Below are 13,384 nucleotides of genomic sequence, written 5' to 3' on the forward strand. Positions count from 1 at the left end.
CTATGAAATTACAAACCTATTTGTTGCTTTTAATGTGCTCTTTTTATGGCATTATACAAGCACAGGAAAATTCATTTATTGTAAAACCTTATTTACAAGACGCCGAACCAAATTCGATCATCATCAAATGGGAAACCGCCATAGATGGTGAAAGTAGGGTCGAGTATGGTACTTCAGAAAAACTGGGGAAATCGGCAGAGGGAAGTTCGTATAAAGTGACTTTTGGAGCCTCGCGATTGCATGAGGTGCAGCTTACCGGCTTACAACGTTTTACAACCTATTATTACCGTGTAAAAACCGATAAACTCACGTCTGACATCTTTCAGTTTAAAACCCCTCCGTTTTCTGGAGAAGCAGAAGCTTTTAACCTGATCGCGATGAGTGATATGCAAATAGACCGCAGTCAACCCGATAAGTTTAATGAAGTGGTCAATGAAGGAATTATGAAGTATCTACAGGAGCAGTTTGGGGGTGAAGTGCCCGATAATTTGGCTTTGGTGATGATTCCCGGTGATTTGGTCGCTCAGGGAAGTAATTACGAGCAGTGGAACACCGATTTCTTTAAACCTTCAGAAAAACTATTTTCTGAGGTGCCTGTTTATCCGGTTCCCGGAAATCACGAACAGAATTCTCAGTTTTTCTTCAAATACTTCAGCCTGCCAGAAAATGGTGATCCCGCTTTTGCAGAGCACTGGTGGTATAAAGACTACGGAAATGTGCGTATCATTGGTTTAGATTCTAATGATGAATATCGCGATCTGCGACAGCAGTATACTTGGCTTGAAAATGTACTTAAAGAAACCGAGAATGCTGATGATATTGATTTTGTATTTGCGCAGTTGCATCATCCGTATAAATCAGAATTATGGATTCCGGGAGAGGAAGAATCGACCGGAAAAGTGGTCAAAATGCTCGAGGCATTTTCAGACAAAACAGGAAAACCTAGTGTACATTTCTTTGGGCATACCCACGGCTATTCCCGCGGGCAGTCTAGAGACCACAATCATCTTTGGGTAAATGTAGCTTCGGCCGGTGGGGCAATTGACAATTGGGGCGAATTTGAAGGTCGGGATTATGACGAGTTTACCGTAACGCAGGATGAGTATGGTTTTGTGATGGTCAATGTAGACCCTAATCCTGCAGATCCAAAAATTAGCCTGAAACGCATCAGTCGCGGGAATACCATAAACCCCAAAGACAATGAAGTTACAGATGAGATCACAGTTTATAAACTGAATCAAAAACCAAAAGCTCCGGAAGCGCTTTCGCCTAAAGAGGAAGAAATAGCTACTACAAAAATTACCTTAAAAGCTTCAGGCTTTGAAGGAGGACGAGCAACGAGTACCCATACCGCTTCGCATTGGCAATTGGCTACTTCTGCTGATTTCGAAAACCCGGAGGTAGACCGTTGGAAACAATCAGAAAACTGGTATTATGAAGAAAATAGGCAAAAGGATGATGATCTTACAGACGAAATGTTAGCGCGTTTAAAACCACAAACAACCTATTTCTGGCGTGTGCGTTATCGCGATCAGTATTTGAGTTGGAGTGATTGGTCTGAAGTAGCAACCTTCAAAACAAATTAAAAGCCTTATGAGAATTAAACTAATCGCTGCGATCCTCTGTATTGCGATTGCAGGAATCAACAAGGCAGTCGCACAAGAGGCGACCGAGCAAAAAGTAGTTTTAGTAACACTCGACGGTTTTCGCTGGCAAGAATTGTTTACCGGAGCAGATCCTGCGTTGATTGCCAATAAAAATTATGTACAAGACACCACTGGTTTAAAGGCTGAATTTTGGCGACCTACATCCGAAGCACGACGCAAAGCGCTGTTGCCTTTCATCTGGAATGAAGTGGTAAACCTTGGAGAAATACACGGGAACAGAACATTAGGCAGTAAAGTGAATTTGACGAATGCGATGTGGTTTTCGTATCCCGGATACAATGAAATTCTTACCGGTAAAGCTGATGATGAGCGCATAAAAAGTAACGCTAAAATTCAGAATCCTAACCGTACCATTTTAGAAAAAATAAATAAAACAGAAGCATACAAGGGTAAGGTAGCCGCTTTTAGCAGTTGGGATGTTTTTCCATTTATCATCAATGAAGAACGCAGTGGTGTTCCGGTGAATGCAGCTTTTGATTCGGCAGAAACACTACCACTCACAGATCGCGAAGACTTTTTAAATCAGTTGCAAAAGGAGATTCCGAGTCCTTGGGGAAGTGTGCGTCTCGATGCTTTTACTCATCACTACGCTTTAGAGTATCTCAAAAAGAAACATCCAAGTTTAGTCTACATCGCATATGGAGAAACCGATGATTTTGCACACGACGGCGAATATGATGCTTATCTACATTCGGCACATACTACCGATGCGATGCTCAAAGAATTATGGGGTTTTATTCAATCAGATCCGTTTTATAAGGATCAAACTACGTTCATCATAACCACAGATCACGGTAGAGGAACGCAGCCTTTAGATACTTGGAGGAGTCACGGCAGTGACATCAAAGGCGCAGACGAGACGTGGTTGATTATTTTAGGAAAGGGCGGAGCCGCACTTGGCGAAGTGCAATCTGTAGAGCAATTATATCCTACGCGTATTGTTCCCCTCATCGAGGAAATACTTAACTAGTTTATTTGCACCGCCAAAGGGATTAATCTCTGTCCCGATAGCTATCGGGATGCCTCGAAATTGAAAATTAGTTTCCAACCAATGCCTTATTGGGATGCTTTAAATATGTTTATTATTTGTAAAATAATATCAATTAAAAAGACTTTAATTTTATTATAAGTAAACTTTTGTTTATGTTTGAGGTGCTTGTTTGTATTTAAATTTTAAAATACCGGTCGATGGGGTTTAAAGCTCTCGGCCGGTTTATTCGAGAAGTACTATGGGTATTAAAAAACAAGATTTGGCTTTTGTGAGCAAGGCTTCCATAGCCGCTTTTGGTGCATATTTCTGTATGTATGCGTTTAGAAAGCCATTTGCTGTTGCCACTTTTGAAGATCTAAGTGTTTTGGGTATCGACTATAAAATAGTCCTGATCATCACTCAGGTTTTAGGATATATGCTTTCTAAGTTTATTGGTATAAAAGTAATTTCAGAATTAGAACCGCGGCAACGTTTAGCATATCTCCTGGGATTGATAGGGATTTCTGAAGTTGCGTTAATTCTTTTTGGGTGGGTATCCCAACCCTACAATTTCATTTTTTTATTTTTTAATGGACTGCCGCTGGGAATGATTTGGGGGATTGTTTTCTCTTACCTTGAGGGAAGAAAATATACCGAAATTCTCGGCGTGATTTTATGCACCAGTTTTATCGTTTCGAGTGGTGTTGTAAAATCTATAGGTTTATGGGTAATGGCAAGTTGGGGTGTTACACAGTTTTGGATGCCGGCCGTTACCGGAGCATTGTTTATAATTCCACTAGTGTTTTTTGCCCGTTTGTTAGAAACCGTGCCACAACCTACACAAGAAGAAAAAGCTTTACGCGTAGAGCGTGTTCCCATGCGCCCCAAAGACCGAAGCAACGTTATCAAGCAATTTGCTTTACCCTTGTTTATTCTTATTCTGTTTTATATCGTACTTACCGCGTTTAGGGACTTGCGAGATAATTATGCGCGCGAACTATGGGACGGCTTGGGCTATGCAGGAGATATTTCGGTGTACAGTACTTCAGAACTGGTGGTGGCTTTTTTGGTTTTGATCATTTTGGCTTCAGTGTACGCGATCAAAGATAATTTGAAAGCCTTACTTACCTATCACGGTATATTACTTTTTGGTACATTTTCAGTAGGTATTGCCACCTTTCTGTTGCAAGCGCAACTGCTTAACCCCTTTTTATGGATGGTGATCTCAGGATTTGGTTTATACATCTGCTACGTTCCCTTTAATGCATTGTTCTTTGATAGGTTTATTGCTGCCTTTCGAATTAAAGGCAACGCCGGTTTTCTAATTTATCTGGCAGATGCTTTTGGGTATTTAGGGAGTATGGCGGTCTTGCTCTACAAGAATTTTGGGATGAGTACAATCTCCTGGTTGAAGTTTTTTATCAATGGCGCCTACTGGCTTTCGATCATTGGGAGTATAAGTGTGGTTGTTTCATTCTTTTATCTGCGAAAAAAACATCGCAAAGCGAAATTTAATGTTGTGGCTTATGAAAATTAAATATGATCTGCTCGTTGTAGGCGGTGGAGTGTTGGGAACCTTTCACGCGTATCATGCTTTAAATAAAGGATTACGTGTTGCGGTTTTGGAGCAAAGTAGCAGACCTCAGGGAGCTACAACCCGTAATTTTGGTCAGGTTGTTCCGTCTGGGATGAACACCAAGTGGCAAAATTTTGGAAGAGAAAGCTTAGCTATTTATAAAGCGATTCAGAAAGAGTTTGATATTACCATTCGTCAAAACGGATCAGTGTATCTCGCTTCTAATGCTGAAGAAGTACAACTTATCGAAGAACTTTCCGATATAAATAAGCAAAATGAGTATTCTTCAACCTTACTTACCAAAGCCCAATGTCTTGAAAAATATCCCGGTTTACGGGCAGATTATGTAAAGGCCGGCCTGTTTTTTCCAGATGAGGTGACGGTAGAACCACGAACGATGATTCACCGCTTGCAGCAGTATCTTGTAGAACAAAAACGCCTAGATTTATTTACAAATACAAAAGCCGTTCACTTAGAAACGCTGGGTGATCAAGTAGAAGTGACCACTGCTGCCGGCACAGCATTTTATGCAGCGCAAGTGCTTATCTGTAACGGCAGTGATTTTAAAACCTTATACCCAAGGCTGTTTGCCGAAAGTGATTTGCAGCTTTCTAAATTGCAAATGATGCAGACCAAGCCGCAGCACAATTTTGAATTGCCAGGTTCAATTTTGACAGGATTGTCTATCAGGCGTTATGAGGCATTTTACGAGTGTCCTTCCTTCCAAGCGATAAAAGCCCAAGAAGATCCTAAAGGTCTAGAGAAAAAATGGGGTGTTCATATGCTATTTAAACAGGCGGCAGACGGCTCAGTGATTCTGGGAGATTCACACGAATATGCCGATGCAGACAAAATTGAAGATTTGGGCTATGATTTGAATATGGACATTGACAACTTTATGATCGCTGAAGCCAAAAAGATCTTCGATTTACCCACTTATGAAATCCAAGACCGCTGGTATGGAATTTACTCGCAGTGTAAAACTCAGGATATTTTCTTAAAAGATATCGACGCTCGCATTCATGTTGCAACAGGCATCGGCGGAAAAGGAATGACCGGAAGCGCCGGTTTTGCAAAACATCACCTAGAAATTATACTTAATTAAATACGTATGCATACTATAAAACTTGCCGTTTTTGATATGGCAGGAACTACTGTTAATGAGAATAATATCGTTTATAAGACGGTTCAAAAAGTAATCAATGATCTGGGATACACTGTTAGCCTTGATCAGGTTTTGGAGTATGGTGCAGGAAAAGAAAAGCATCAAGCCATAACCGATGTATTAACCCACTGCACCGCTTCTAATGATGTCAAAAAAGAGGCAGCTGTAGCTTTTGCAGCCTTTAAACCAGCTTTAGAATTGGCATACGATACGTTGGAGATCAATACGTTTGACGGGATGTTAGCCTTTTTTAAAGCCTTACGGAAGCAGGATATTCACGTGGTACTCAATACGGGATATGATGCAAAAACTGCGACAAAACTTTTAGCTAAATTAGAATGGAATGTAGGAGAAGACATCGATATGCTTATTACAGCAGATGATGTAGCAAATGGAAGGCCCGCACCTGATATGATTCAAAAAGCGATGGACGCGTTTGGAGTTACAGATTCGGCTGAAGTACTTAAAGCAGGGGATTCTGAAATCGATATTATCGAAGGTAAAAATGCCAATTGTGGTTTGACCGTAGGTGTCTTAAGCGGCGCACAAACGCGTGAACAATTAGAAAAGTCACAACCTGATTATATTTTAAATACGCTAACAGAACTTGAAGCACTATTGATCAAGTCCTAGTTTTCAGCATCTTTTAAATAGAAATATAGCACCAGCATCGATGTTGGTGCAGTCGTGCGATTGATAGGTACGTGGGGAATTCTACCGTCAAAGAATATAGAATCTCCTTGGTGTAAGGTGACTTCTTCATCTCCTATGTTATAGACGCAGCTTCCGCTAAGCATATATTTAAATTCGTAAGCGTCGGTTTCTACTTTGCCACGCTCAGATCCCGGCTGTATTTCGAGTAGCACTGCTTCAAAAGCGATCGATGAAAGCGATTTTCCAAATATAGATTTGTATTGAAAACCTTTAGCATCGTCTTCCTTTTCAATAATAGCATGTTCTTCTTTGCGTGAAACAATAAATGCTGTTTTTCCGCCTTGAGGTAAACTATTGAAGAAGGAGGCAACTTCAGTATCTAGTGCAGCAATAATATTCAGAAGAACAGGTAGTGAGGGAATCGTACGCCCGTTTTCAACGCGTGAGATAAGTCCGTTGCTCACTTCGGCGCTAGAAGCTACGGTATTGATGGTAAGTCCTTTTTCTTTTCTGATTTCGCGAATGCGTTTCCCAATGCCAATGATATAATCTTCCAATTCTGACTAAATTTTACTCAATAATCGAAGTTAAGTACTTCGAGATTTGCCTCGAGGATTTTTACTATTTGTAAATATCTTAAAACTTTGGTGTATTTCCACGGCAGCACATTATTTTGATAGAAGCTGAATAAAATGCTGATTTTTAAAACTTAAATGTGCTTAAAGTACGGGAATAAAAAAAGGCAATTGCTTTTGCAACTGCCTTTAAATTGTGTAGCGAGAGGGGGGCACGATCCCCCGACCTCCGGGTTATGAATCCGACGCTCTAACCAACTGAGCTACCTCGCCAAATTTTAAACTTAAAAAGAAAGCCCAAGCCTTTTTCCTAAGCGGGTGCAAATATAATAACATTTATCAAGTTGGCAAGCATCTTAATATTAAAATAAAAAAATAGGGCGAATCTTTTTTACTCTGTAATTAATATTTATATTGGCAATCCAACCGAATAAAGAATCAATGGAAGAAAAAGTAAAATTTGAAATAGAGTTTCCTATACAGGCATCGCCTTCATTATTATATCAATATATGTCTTCACCTTCAGGAATGTCTGAGTGGTTTGCAGATAACGTAAACTCACGTGGTGAGTATTATACTTTCATCTGGAATGGGAGTGAAGAGAAAGCAAAATTGCTGGGTAAGAAAAGTGATGAGCGTATCAAGTTTAGATGGATGGATGATGTAGAAGATGAAAATCTGTACTTCTTTGAGTTGCGTATTGTCGTTGATGAGATCACAAAAGATGTTTCTTTAATCGTTACCGATTTTGCCGAAGAAGATGAGATCGACGAAGGAAAAATGTTTTGGGAAAATCAAATCGCAGAGTTAAAACATATCATAGGTTCTAACTAAGAAACCTATTCTTAAATCTTATATTTGTCCCTTTGAAAAAAGGGACTTTTTTTATGATCAATTTTAACGGAACACTTACCGAAACGCCACAATTTTCAGCACACAACAGAGGGATGTTGTATGGCGATGCCGTTTTTGAAACCATCAGATATTCTGGAGGGAAACTGTTTTTTTGGGAAGATCATTACTTCAGATTAATGGCTTCCATGCGTATCCTACGTATGGAAATCCCTATGCATTTTACCTTAGAAGATTTGCAAGACGAACTTCTTAAACTCATTGATGCTGAAGGGTTAAAAGATAAGGCAGCTAGTGTACGACTTACGGTTATTCGTAATGAAGGCGGTAAATACCTTCCGGAAGACAACAATGTGTCTTATTACGCATTTGCTAAAGCATTGAAGGATCCTTTTTTTACGCTGAATGAAGAGGACTACGAAGTAGAACTCTACAAAGACCATTATGTGAATGCAGACCTGCTTTCTACGTTAAAGACTGCTAATAAAATCATTCACGTCACCGGAAGCATTTATGCAAAAGAGAATAACTATGCCAACTGTCTTTTGCTTAATACCAATAAATCTGTGGTAGAAGCCCTGAATGGAAATTTATTTTTAGTTAAAGGAAACACCATTAAAACGCCACCTTTAGAAGAAGGATGCCTTCGTGGAATCGTGCGTAAGCAACTTAAAGATATCATAGGTAAGTTAGAAGAATATACGCTTGAAGAAGCAGCGATTTCGCCATTTGAATTGCAAAAGGCAGACGAACTTTTTATAACCAATGCCATTGCAGGGATTCAACCCATTACGAAGTACCGTAAGAAAACCTATACTAACGAAGTGGCTAAAAATATTTTAGGTAAGCTTAATGCGAAAGCCCGTCTAGGAAAGTAAAGAGCTTTTAATTATTGCTTGGATTTTCAGGAGCATTAGACCATAATAAGTATTCGCCTCCCAGTTCAAGCATTTTTTCTTTCCAAAGTTCAGGAAAGCATTTATTGATTATTTCTTTATCGTAGGTGTTGTCTGTAACGATCCAGGCGTTTGCGTCTAATTCACTATCAAGCTGGTTGCAATCCCATCCCGAATAGCCCAAAAAGAAACGTATTTCGTCAGTAGAAATTTTATTTGCAGTTATAAGCTCTACCACGGTATCAAAATCACCGCCCCAATAAATGCCGTTAGAGATCTCAATACTTTCAGGAATAAGATCTGGTACTTTATGCAAAAAGTATAGATTGTCCTGTTCTACAGGGCCACCATTGTAAATTTGCATTTCGTCTCCTTTAATTTCAGGAATCAGCTCATTTAAAGTGAAAGTAAGCGGTTTGTTGAGAATAAAACCTACAGAGCCGTCCTCGTTATGGTTTGCCAATAAGACAACAGAGCGATTGAAGGAAACATCCCCAATAATAGCAGGTTCTGCGATTAGAAGTTTACCTTTCTGAGGCTTTTTGGTCGTCATAGACTTGTTTTGTTCTAAACTACTTCATTTTTTTTAATTAACAAAAAAATAACATGCATAAAAAAGCCCCGATAATCGGGGCTTTTGATATTGTATATCTAAAAAGACTTAGTTTACAGCGTCAGATAAATCTGAACCTGCTTTAAACTTCACTACGTTTTTAGCAGCGATTTGGATAGTTTTTCCAGTTTGTGGGTTTCTTCCTTCACGAGCTGCACGCTTAGATACAGACCAAGAACCGAATCCTACTAATGAAACGCGGTCTCCACCTTTTAATGATTTCTCGATATTTCCTAAAAATGATTCTAATGCTTTTTTAGCTGCTGCTTTAGTAATTCCAGCATCTTCTGCCATTGCATCAATTAAATCTGATTTGTTCATAATTTTAAATTTTAAAAAAATTAAATGTCGGTTAAACTTTTGTTTATTGTCCTAACAAATTTAGACGGATATTTTGTTCACGCAAGCAATAGCGCAGGAAATCGGGGTTTATGTTGATAACTTTAACGATTTGTTGATAACGGAAACCAATTTTAACAAAATATAACGAAAATCGCGGTATGTCTAGTATTACAACGTTTTAGCTTCATCTTGGAAGGTAAAACCATTTAGGAGATCTTTTACTGGCATTCTCTTTTTACCAGAAAGCTGAATTTCATCCAAACGCAACCAATTATTTTCAGTAGCAACAAACAGTTGGTCGTTAAAAACTTTGAGTTTACCGATAGGTTCTTTACCTAATTCCTGACTTTGCTCAGCACTAGTGATAGTAGCCTTATACACCTTTAATTGTTGTTCTTTAGCATCACCATTGGTAAAATGCGTCCAAGCCACCGGATACGGACTCAAACCTCTAATGTGATTATAAATCGCTTCAACGGGTTTTGACCAATCGATTTTAGTATTCTCGCGGGTAAGTTTGTATGCCGTATGCAGCTGCTCTTGTTTAGGTTGTACTGTAGTCGCAACCTCACCTTGCTCAATGGCTTTTACGGTTTTAAGAATGAGATCACTTCCTAAATGCATGAGGCGATCGTGTAACGATCCCGCATTTTCGTCTGGCGCAATCTTCAGTTTTTCTTGAAATATGATCGCTCCCGTATCTATTTTTTCATCAATAAAAAAGGTGGTAACCCCGGTTTCTTGTGCTCCTTTAATGATCGCCCAGTTGATAGGCGCTGCTCCGCGATAATCGGGGAGAAGTGAAGCATGTAAATTAAAGGTGCCAAATTCTGGCATTTGCCAGACCTGTTGCGGTAACATTCTAAAAGCAACGACGATTTGCAAATTGGCGTTTAACGCTTTTAATTCTGAGAGAAATTCTTCCGCTTTTAAATTGGTGGGTTGTAAGACGGGCAGATCGTGAGCTAAAGCAAACTTTTTTACCGCACTTTGTTGAATTTTTTGACCACGACCGGCAGGGCGATCCGGAGCGGTTATCACTCCTACAACATTCAGTTTATTTTCGACTAATTTTTGTAAACCGGCAACAGCAAAATCTGGTGTGCCCATAAAAACAATGCGTAAATCTCTCATAGAAGTTTATATAAATTTGAAGGGGTTAGGCTTATTTTTTTATTCATCAATAGTCTTTTGAGCATTTTAAGAAGTGCTGCTTCGTCTTCAATACTAAGCGTTTCAATAAGTGTTCTTGAAGAAGCGGGACCTTCAGCTAAAGTTTTAATTATTAAAGTTTGTAAATCCTGATAATTTCTGGAATTTCCGCTCTTGAGCTTTTCTCGACAAATATCGCAGATTCCGCAGGGTTCTTCTTGCTTTTCTTCAAAATATGCAAGCAGCTGTTTACTTCGGCATACAGGCGTTTCAATATAATTAAGCATACTTTTTACCTGTTCTACTTTGCGGGTGTTCTGCGCGTTTATCGCTTTTGCAATGCGATTGATGCTAAGATCATCTTCACGTTGTACCAAAAAGGTCACTTTGGTATCTGCGTTGGTATGATCGTATAGCGCGACGTCATCTTTGTGAAGCTGCAATAAAGTCTTGTGAATTTTAACCAGAGGCACACCTGCTTTTTTTGCTATGAGCGCGTGGTCTATAAGTATCGGCTGATCGTAAATGCCGCTATAGGTGCGCAGCATACTTTTTACAATGGAGTCAATTCCCGGATTTTTAATAAGGTAATAGGTCAAATTAATGGGTGATACTGTAAACTGTAAACTCGCTCTCCGGTAAAACTCCTGACTCAGGATAATTACACTGTTTCGGTCAAGAAGGGTGAGTGCATTGTAAGTTAGCAGCGTATTGAGACTATAGGTTTTGCAGAAATCCATAAAGTCAAAACGGTGTGTTTCCTGTTCGCCTTCGCCATAAGAGATACGGAAAAAGCTATTCAGTTTTTTATAAATCTTCTTCACAAAAGATACTGAAGGCAGTACGCGCAGAAACTGATTATTGAGCCGCTCTTTATCTGAAGCATTATAAAAAATTATGCTACTGGCAGAAGCTGCATTTCTTCCGGCTCTTCCTGCTTCCTGAAAGTAGCTTTCTAAGCTCTCAGGAAGTTCTACGTGTACAACGGTTTGTACATCGGCCTTATCGATTCCCATCCCAAAGGCGCTGGTGGCTACCATAATTTGGGTTTTGTTTTGTGACCAACTTAAAAAGCGCGCTTGACGTTCGACATTGTCTAAGCCACCGTGATAAAACTGAGCTGTAAAACCGCGTTCGGTTAAAAACTGAGTGTATACTTGAGCGGTTTTTCTACTACGCACATAAACAATTGCACTGCCTGTAAACTTTTTAAACAGTTGAATCAATCTGTGATGTTTATCTTCTTCAAAAAGTACTTTGTAGGCAAGGTTTCTCCGCAGAAAAGAATCCTGAATTAAGCTTACTTCTTTCAGCTCAAGTTGTGCTATAATATCTTCTTGTACTTTTTTTGTAGCAGTAGCGGTAAGTGCAATGCAATTGACCTCCGGAAATTGCGCTCTAAAGTCTTGAATGTTGCGATATGCAGGTCTAAAATCGTGCCCCCATTGGGAGATGCAGTGCGCTTCATCTATAGCAATGAGGTTGATGTTCATTTGTTTGAGGCGCGCAAGAACCAGTTCGTTTTGCAAGCGCTCAGGGGATAGATATAAGAGTTTATAATTTCCGTAAATACAATTATCTAGTAAGATGTCCAGGTCTTGATACCTGATTCCGCCGGGGATATGTAATGCTTTAATGTTGCGCTTTTCTAACTGTAAAACCTGATCCTTCATTAAGGAAAGTAGGGGCGAAATGACCACAGTTATCCCTTCGGTAACTACTGCAGGAATTTGATAACATAGTGATTTACCGCCACCGGTAGGCAAGAGCGCAAAAGTGTCTTTGCCCTCAAGCACCGATGTTATGATTTCAAGTTGTTTAGGTCTAAAAGACGCATAACCCCAAAACTTTTGTAAAGCTTCTTGCGGAGTCATACTCATAGACTTAGATTTTTACGAATGAATGCCACGCGCTCTTCAACCCCAACTTTAGGAACTTCGATAGGATTGTAGTCGTAAGCTTGGTAGGTTTTAACCAATTCATCTTGAATTTTTTTCGCCTCATCAAAACTTTCATAGCGCTCTTTATCGGTAACGTGAATGTCTTGCCATAAGGGTAGTAGAAAAATATGATCGTACCTGTAGTTCTCACTTGCTTTAGTAAAACGCTCCGGGTAGTCTTGACCAATAAAATCCATATACGCCGTAACGTCTGGGATCCCACGATCAATAAAAACATGGTTAGCCTCCAGCGCTCCTGCATCCAGATATTGCTGGATGCGACGTTCTAGAAGCTTATCGCTAAAAAGCAGCGGTTCGGTAAGAAAAAGTTGTTCTATACCTTCTTGTTGTGCAGCTTTTATAACCTCGCGAGACACTTCATCAAGGCAAGGAAACCCGTGTGCCTTAAGCGCATTGAGCAATGTTGTTTTTCCTGTACTTGGCCCTCCAATTAAGACGATGCGTTTTGCTGTCAAATCAATCTAATTTATGCTGAAAATTACCACGAGCAGGATTCGTGCTTTGGTGGTATGTTTCTTGATTAAGATGGTAAAAATACTCAAATAGCGCCCGATTAAAAAATTAGCTTGAGAATGGTATCTTTGCATCCTAAAAACAGGCAATGAGCACAGATAAAAATACCGAAGCATTTTATAAAAAACTCAAGGGCAGATTAATAGAAACCACATTGTGGCCTTCACAGTATTTATACAAATTTATTGTTCCTTCAGACAATCAAAAAATTGCAGAGATAGAAAATATCTTTGACAATATGGGAGCGGTGATCAATACTAAAGCGTCAAGCAAAGGCACATACACCAGCGTTTCTATTCACGTAAAGATGAAAAATCCTGACGCGGTTATTGCCAAATACAAAGAAGTAGCCAAGGTAGAAGGGGTTATTTCATTATAATCGCATTAAAACAGCGTATAAATCGTATTAAATTAAATTTGGGCTGTGGGCTTTTCTACATTTTTTAGT

The 13,384-nt window shown here is 39.5% G+C and carries 14 protein-coding genes and 1 tRNA gene; 8 read left to right on the forward strand and 7 right to left on the reverse strand.

The genetic code is table 11. The features are described 5' to 3' along the window. The first annotated feature begins 2 nt into the window (after positions 1-2). From MED217_RS06270 to MED217_RS06290, 5 genes are all read left to right on the forward strand, one after another. Entirely contained in the window at positions 3-1,586 is a 1,584-nt protein-coding gene (locus tag MED217_RS06270) for a purple acid phosphatase family protein (protein ID WP_009779651.1), read from the forward strand. Positions 1,587-1,593: 7 nt separating this feature from the next. Beyond that, positions 1,594-2,637 carry an alkaline phosphatase family protein gene (locus tag MED217_RS06275; protein ID WP_009779652.1) on the forward strand — a complete coding sequence of 348 codons (1,044 nt, stop codon included), beginning with the start codon at positions 1,594-1,596 and terminating at the stop codon, positions 2,635-2,637. Between the two features lie 259 nt (positions 2,638-2,896). Further along, positions 2,897-4,174, forward strand: a complete 1,278-nt coding sequence (locus MED217_RS06280; RefSeq protein ID WP_009779653.1) for a DUF5690 family protein — start codon at positions 2,897-2,899, stop codon at positions 4,172-4,174. Beyond that, positions 4,164-5,318: a TIGR03364 family FAD-dependent oxidoreductase gene (locus tag MED217_RS06285; RefSeq protein WP_009779654.1), complete on the forward strand. Its 1,155-nt coding sequence runs from the start codon at positions 4,164-4,166 to the stop codon at positions 5,316-5,318. Before MED217_RS06280 ends, MED217_RS06285 begins: the two co-directional genes overlap by 11 nt. 6 nt (positions 5,319-5,324) lie before the next feature. After that, complete coding sequence (locus MED217_RS06290) at positions 5,325-6,011, forward strand: phosphonatase-like hydrolase (protein ID WP_009779655.1); 687 nt, start codon at positions 5,325-5,327, stop codon at positions 6,009-6,011. Here the strand turns inward: MED217_RS06290 and MED217_RS06295 are convergent. Then, positions 6,008-6,589, reverse strand: a complete 582-nt coding sequence (locus MED217_RS06295; RefSeq protein WP_009779656.1) for a helix-turn-helix domain-containing protein — start codon at positions 6,587-6,589, stop codon at positions 6,008-6,010. The genes MED217_RS06290 and MED217_RS06295 overlap by 4 nt on opposite strands. Positions 6,590-6,806: 217 nt before the next feature. Then, positions 6,807-6,880, reverse strand: a tRNA-Met gene (locus MED217_RS06300). Positions 6,881-7,048: 168 nt separating this feature from the next. Here MED217_RS06300 and MED217_RS06305 point away from each other — a divergent pair. Together MED217_RS06305 and MED217_RS06310 are read left to right on the forward strand one after the other, a co-directional pair. Then, entirely contained in the window at positions 7,049-7,441 is a 393-nt protein-coding gene (locus tag MED217_RS06305; protein WP_009779657.1) for an START-like domain-containing protein, read from the forward strand. Between the two features lie 53 nt (positions 7,442-7,494). After that, on the forward strand, positions 7,495-8,337 hold the full coding sequence (locus tag MED217_RS06310; RefSeq protein WP_009779658.1) for an aminotransferase class IV: 843 nt from the start codon (positions 7,495-7,497) through the stop codon (positions 8,335-8,337). Between the two features lie 7 nt (positions 8,338-8,344). On the opposite strand, the gene MED217_RS06315 is transcribed toward MED217_RS06310, so the two are convergent. From MED217_RS06315 to MED217_RS06335, 5 genes are all read right to left on the reverse strand, one after another. Then, positions 8,345-8,908, reverse strand: a complete 564-nt coding sequence (locus MED217_RS06315; RefSeq protein WP_009779659.1) for a YqgE/AlgH family protein — start codon at positions 8,906-8,908, stop codon at positions 8,345-8,347. Positions 8,909-9,016: 108 nt separating this feature from the next. Continuing rightward, positions 9,017-9,289 carry an HU family DNA-binding protein gene (locus tag MED217_RS06320; protein WP_009779660.1) on the reverse strand — a complete coding sequence of 91 codons (273 nt, stop codon included), beginning with the start codon at positions 9,287-9,289 and terminating at the stop codon, positions 9,017-9,019. Positions 9,290-9,478: 189 nt separating this feature from the next. Then, positions 9,479-10,444 (reverse strand): methionyl-tRNA formyltransferase, encoded by a 966-nt coding sequence (gene fmt / locus MED217_RS06325; protein WP_009779661.1) that lies wholly within the window; start codon positions 10,442-10,444, stop codon positions 9,479-9,481. Beyond that, on the reverse strand, positions 10,441-12,336 hold the full coding sequence (locus MED217_RS06330; RefSeq protein ID WP_230199242.1) for a RecQ family ATP-dependent DNA helicase: 1,896 nt from the start codon (positions 12,334-12,336) through the stop codon (positions 10,441-10,443). The genes fmt and MED217_RS06330 overlap by 4 nt, the downstream gene beginning before the upstream one ends. Before the next feature lie 2 nt (positions 12,337-12,338). Continuing rightward, on the reverse strand, positions 12,339-12,878 hold the full coding sequence (locus MED217_RS06335; RefSeq protein WP_040532626.1) for an AAA family ATPase: 540 nt from the start codon (positions 12,876-12,878) through the stop codon (positions 12,339-12,341). A gap of 146 nt (positions 12,879-13,024) precedes the next feature. On the opposite strand from MED217_RS06335, the gene MED217_RS06340 reads away from it, so the two are divergent. Continuing rightward, positions 13,025-13,315 (forward strand): DUF493 family protein, encoded by a 291-nt coding sequence (locus tag MED217_RS06340; RefSeq protein ID WP_009779664.1) that lies wholly within the window; start codon positions 13,025-13,027, stop codon positions 13,313-13,315. Positions 13,316-13,384: the final 69 nt, after the last annotated feature.

The sequence above is a fragment of the Leeuwenhoekiella blandensis MED217 genome (assembly GCF_000152985.1).
Classification (GTDB): domain Bacteria; phylum Bacteroidota; class Bacteroidia; order Flavobacteriales; family Flavobacteriaceae; genus Leeuwenhoekiella; species Leeuwenhoekiella blandensis.

Excerpts from the sequence above, each read along its gene's own strand:
- MED217_RS06270 (WP_009779651.1), top strand. The coding sequence starts at position 3 with ATGAAATTACAAACCTATTTGTTGCTTTTAATGTGCTCTTTTTATGGC.
- MED217_RS06275 (WP_009779652.1), top strand. The coding sequence starts at position 1,594 with ATGAGAATTAAACTAATCGCTGCGATCCTCTGTATTGCGATTGCAGGA.
- MED217_RS06280 (WP_009779653.1), top strand. The coding sequence starts at position 2,897 with ATGGGTATTAAAAAACAAGATTTGGCTTTTGTGAGCAAGGCTTCCATA.
- MED217_RS06285 (WP_009779654.1), top strand. The coding sequence starts at position 4,164 with ATGAAAATTAAATATGATCTGCTCGTTGTAGGCGGTGGAGTGTTGGGA.
- MED217_RS06290 (WP_009779655.1), top strand. The coding sequence starts at position 5,325 with ATGCATACTATAAAACTTGCCGTTTTTGATATGGCAGGAACTACTGTT.
- MED217_RS06305 (WP_009779657.1), top strand. The coding sequence starts at position 7,049 with ATGGAAGAAAAAGTAAAATTTGAAATAGAGTTTCCTATACAGGCATCG.
- MED217_RS06310 (WP_009779658.1), top strand. The coding sequence starts at position 7,495 with ATGATCAATTTTAACGGAACACTTACCGAAACGCCACAATTTTCAGCA.
- MED217_RS06315 (WP_009779659.1), bottom strand. The coding sequence starts at position 8,908 with ATGACGACCAAAAAGCCTCAGAAAGGTAAACTTCTAATCGCAGAACCT.
- MED217_RS06320 (WP_009779660.1), bottom strand. The coding sequence starts at position 9,289 with ATGAACAAATCAGATTTAATTGATGCAATGGCAGAAGATGCTGGAATT.
- fmt (WP_009779661.1), bottom strand. The coding sequence starts at position 10,444 with ATGAGAGATTTACGCATTGTTTTTATGGGCACACCAGATTTTGCTGTT.
- MED217_RS06330 (WP_230199242.1), bottom strand. The coding sequence starts at position 12,336 with ATGACTCCGCAAGAAGCTTTACAAAAGTTTTGGGGTTATGCGTCTTTT.
- MED217_RS06340 (WP_009779664.1), top strand. The coding sequence starts at position 13,025 with ATGAGCACAGATAAAAATACCGAAGCATTTTATAAAAAACTCAAGGGC.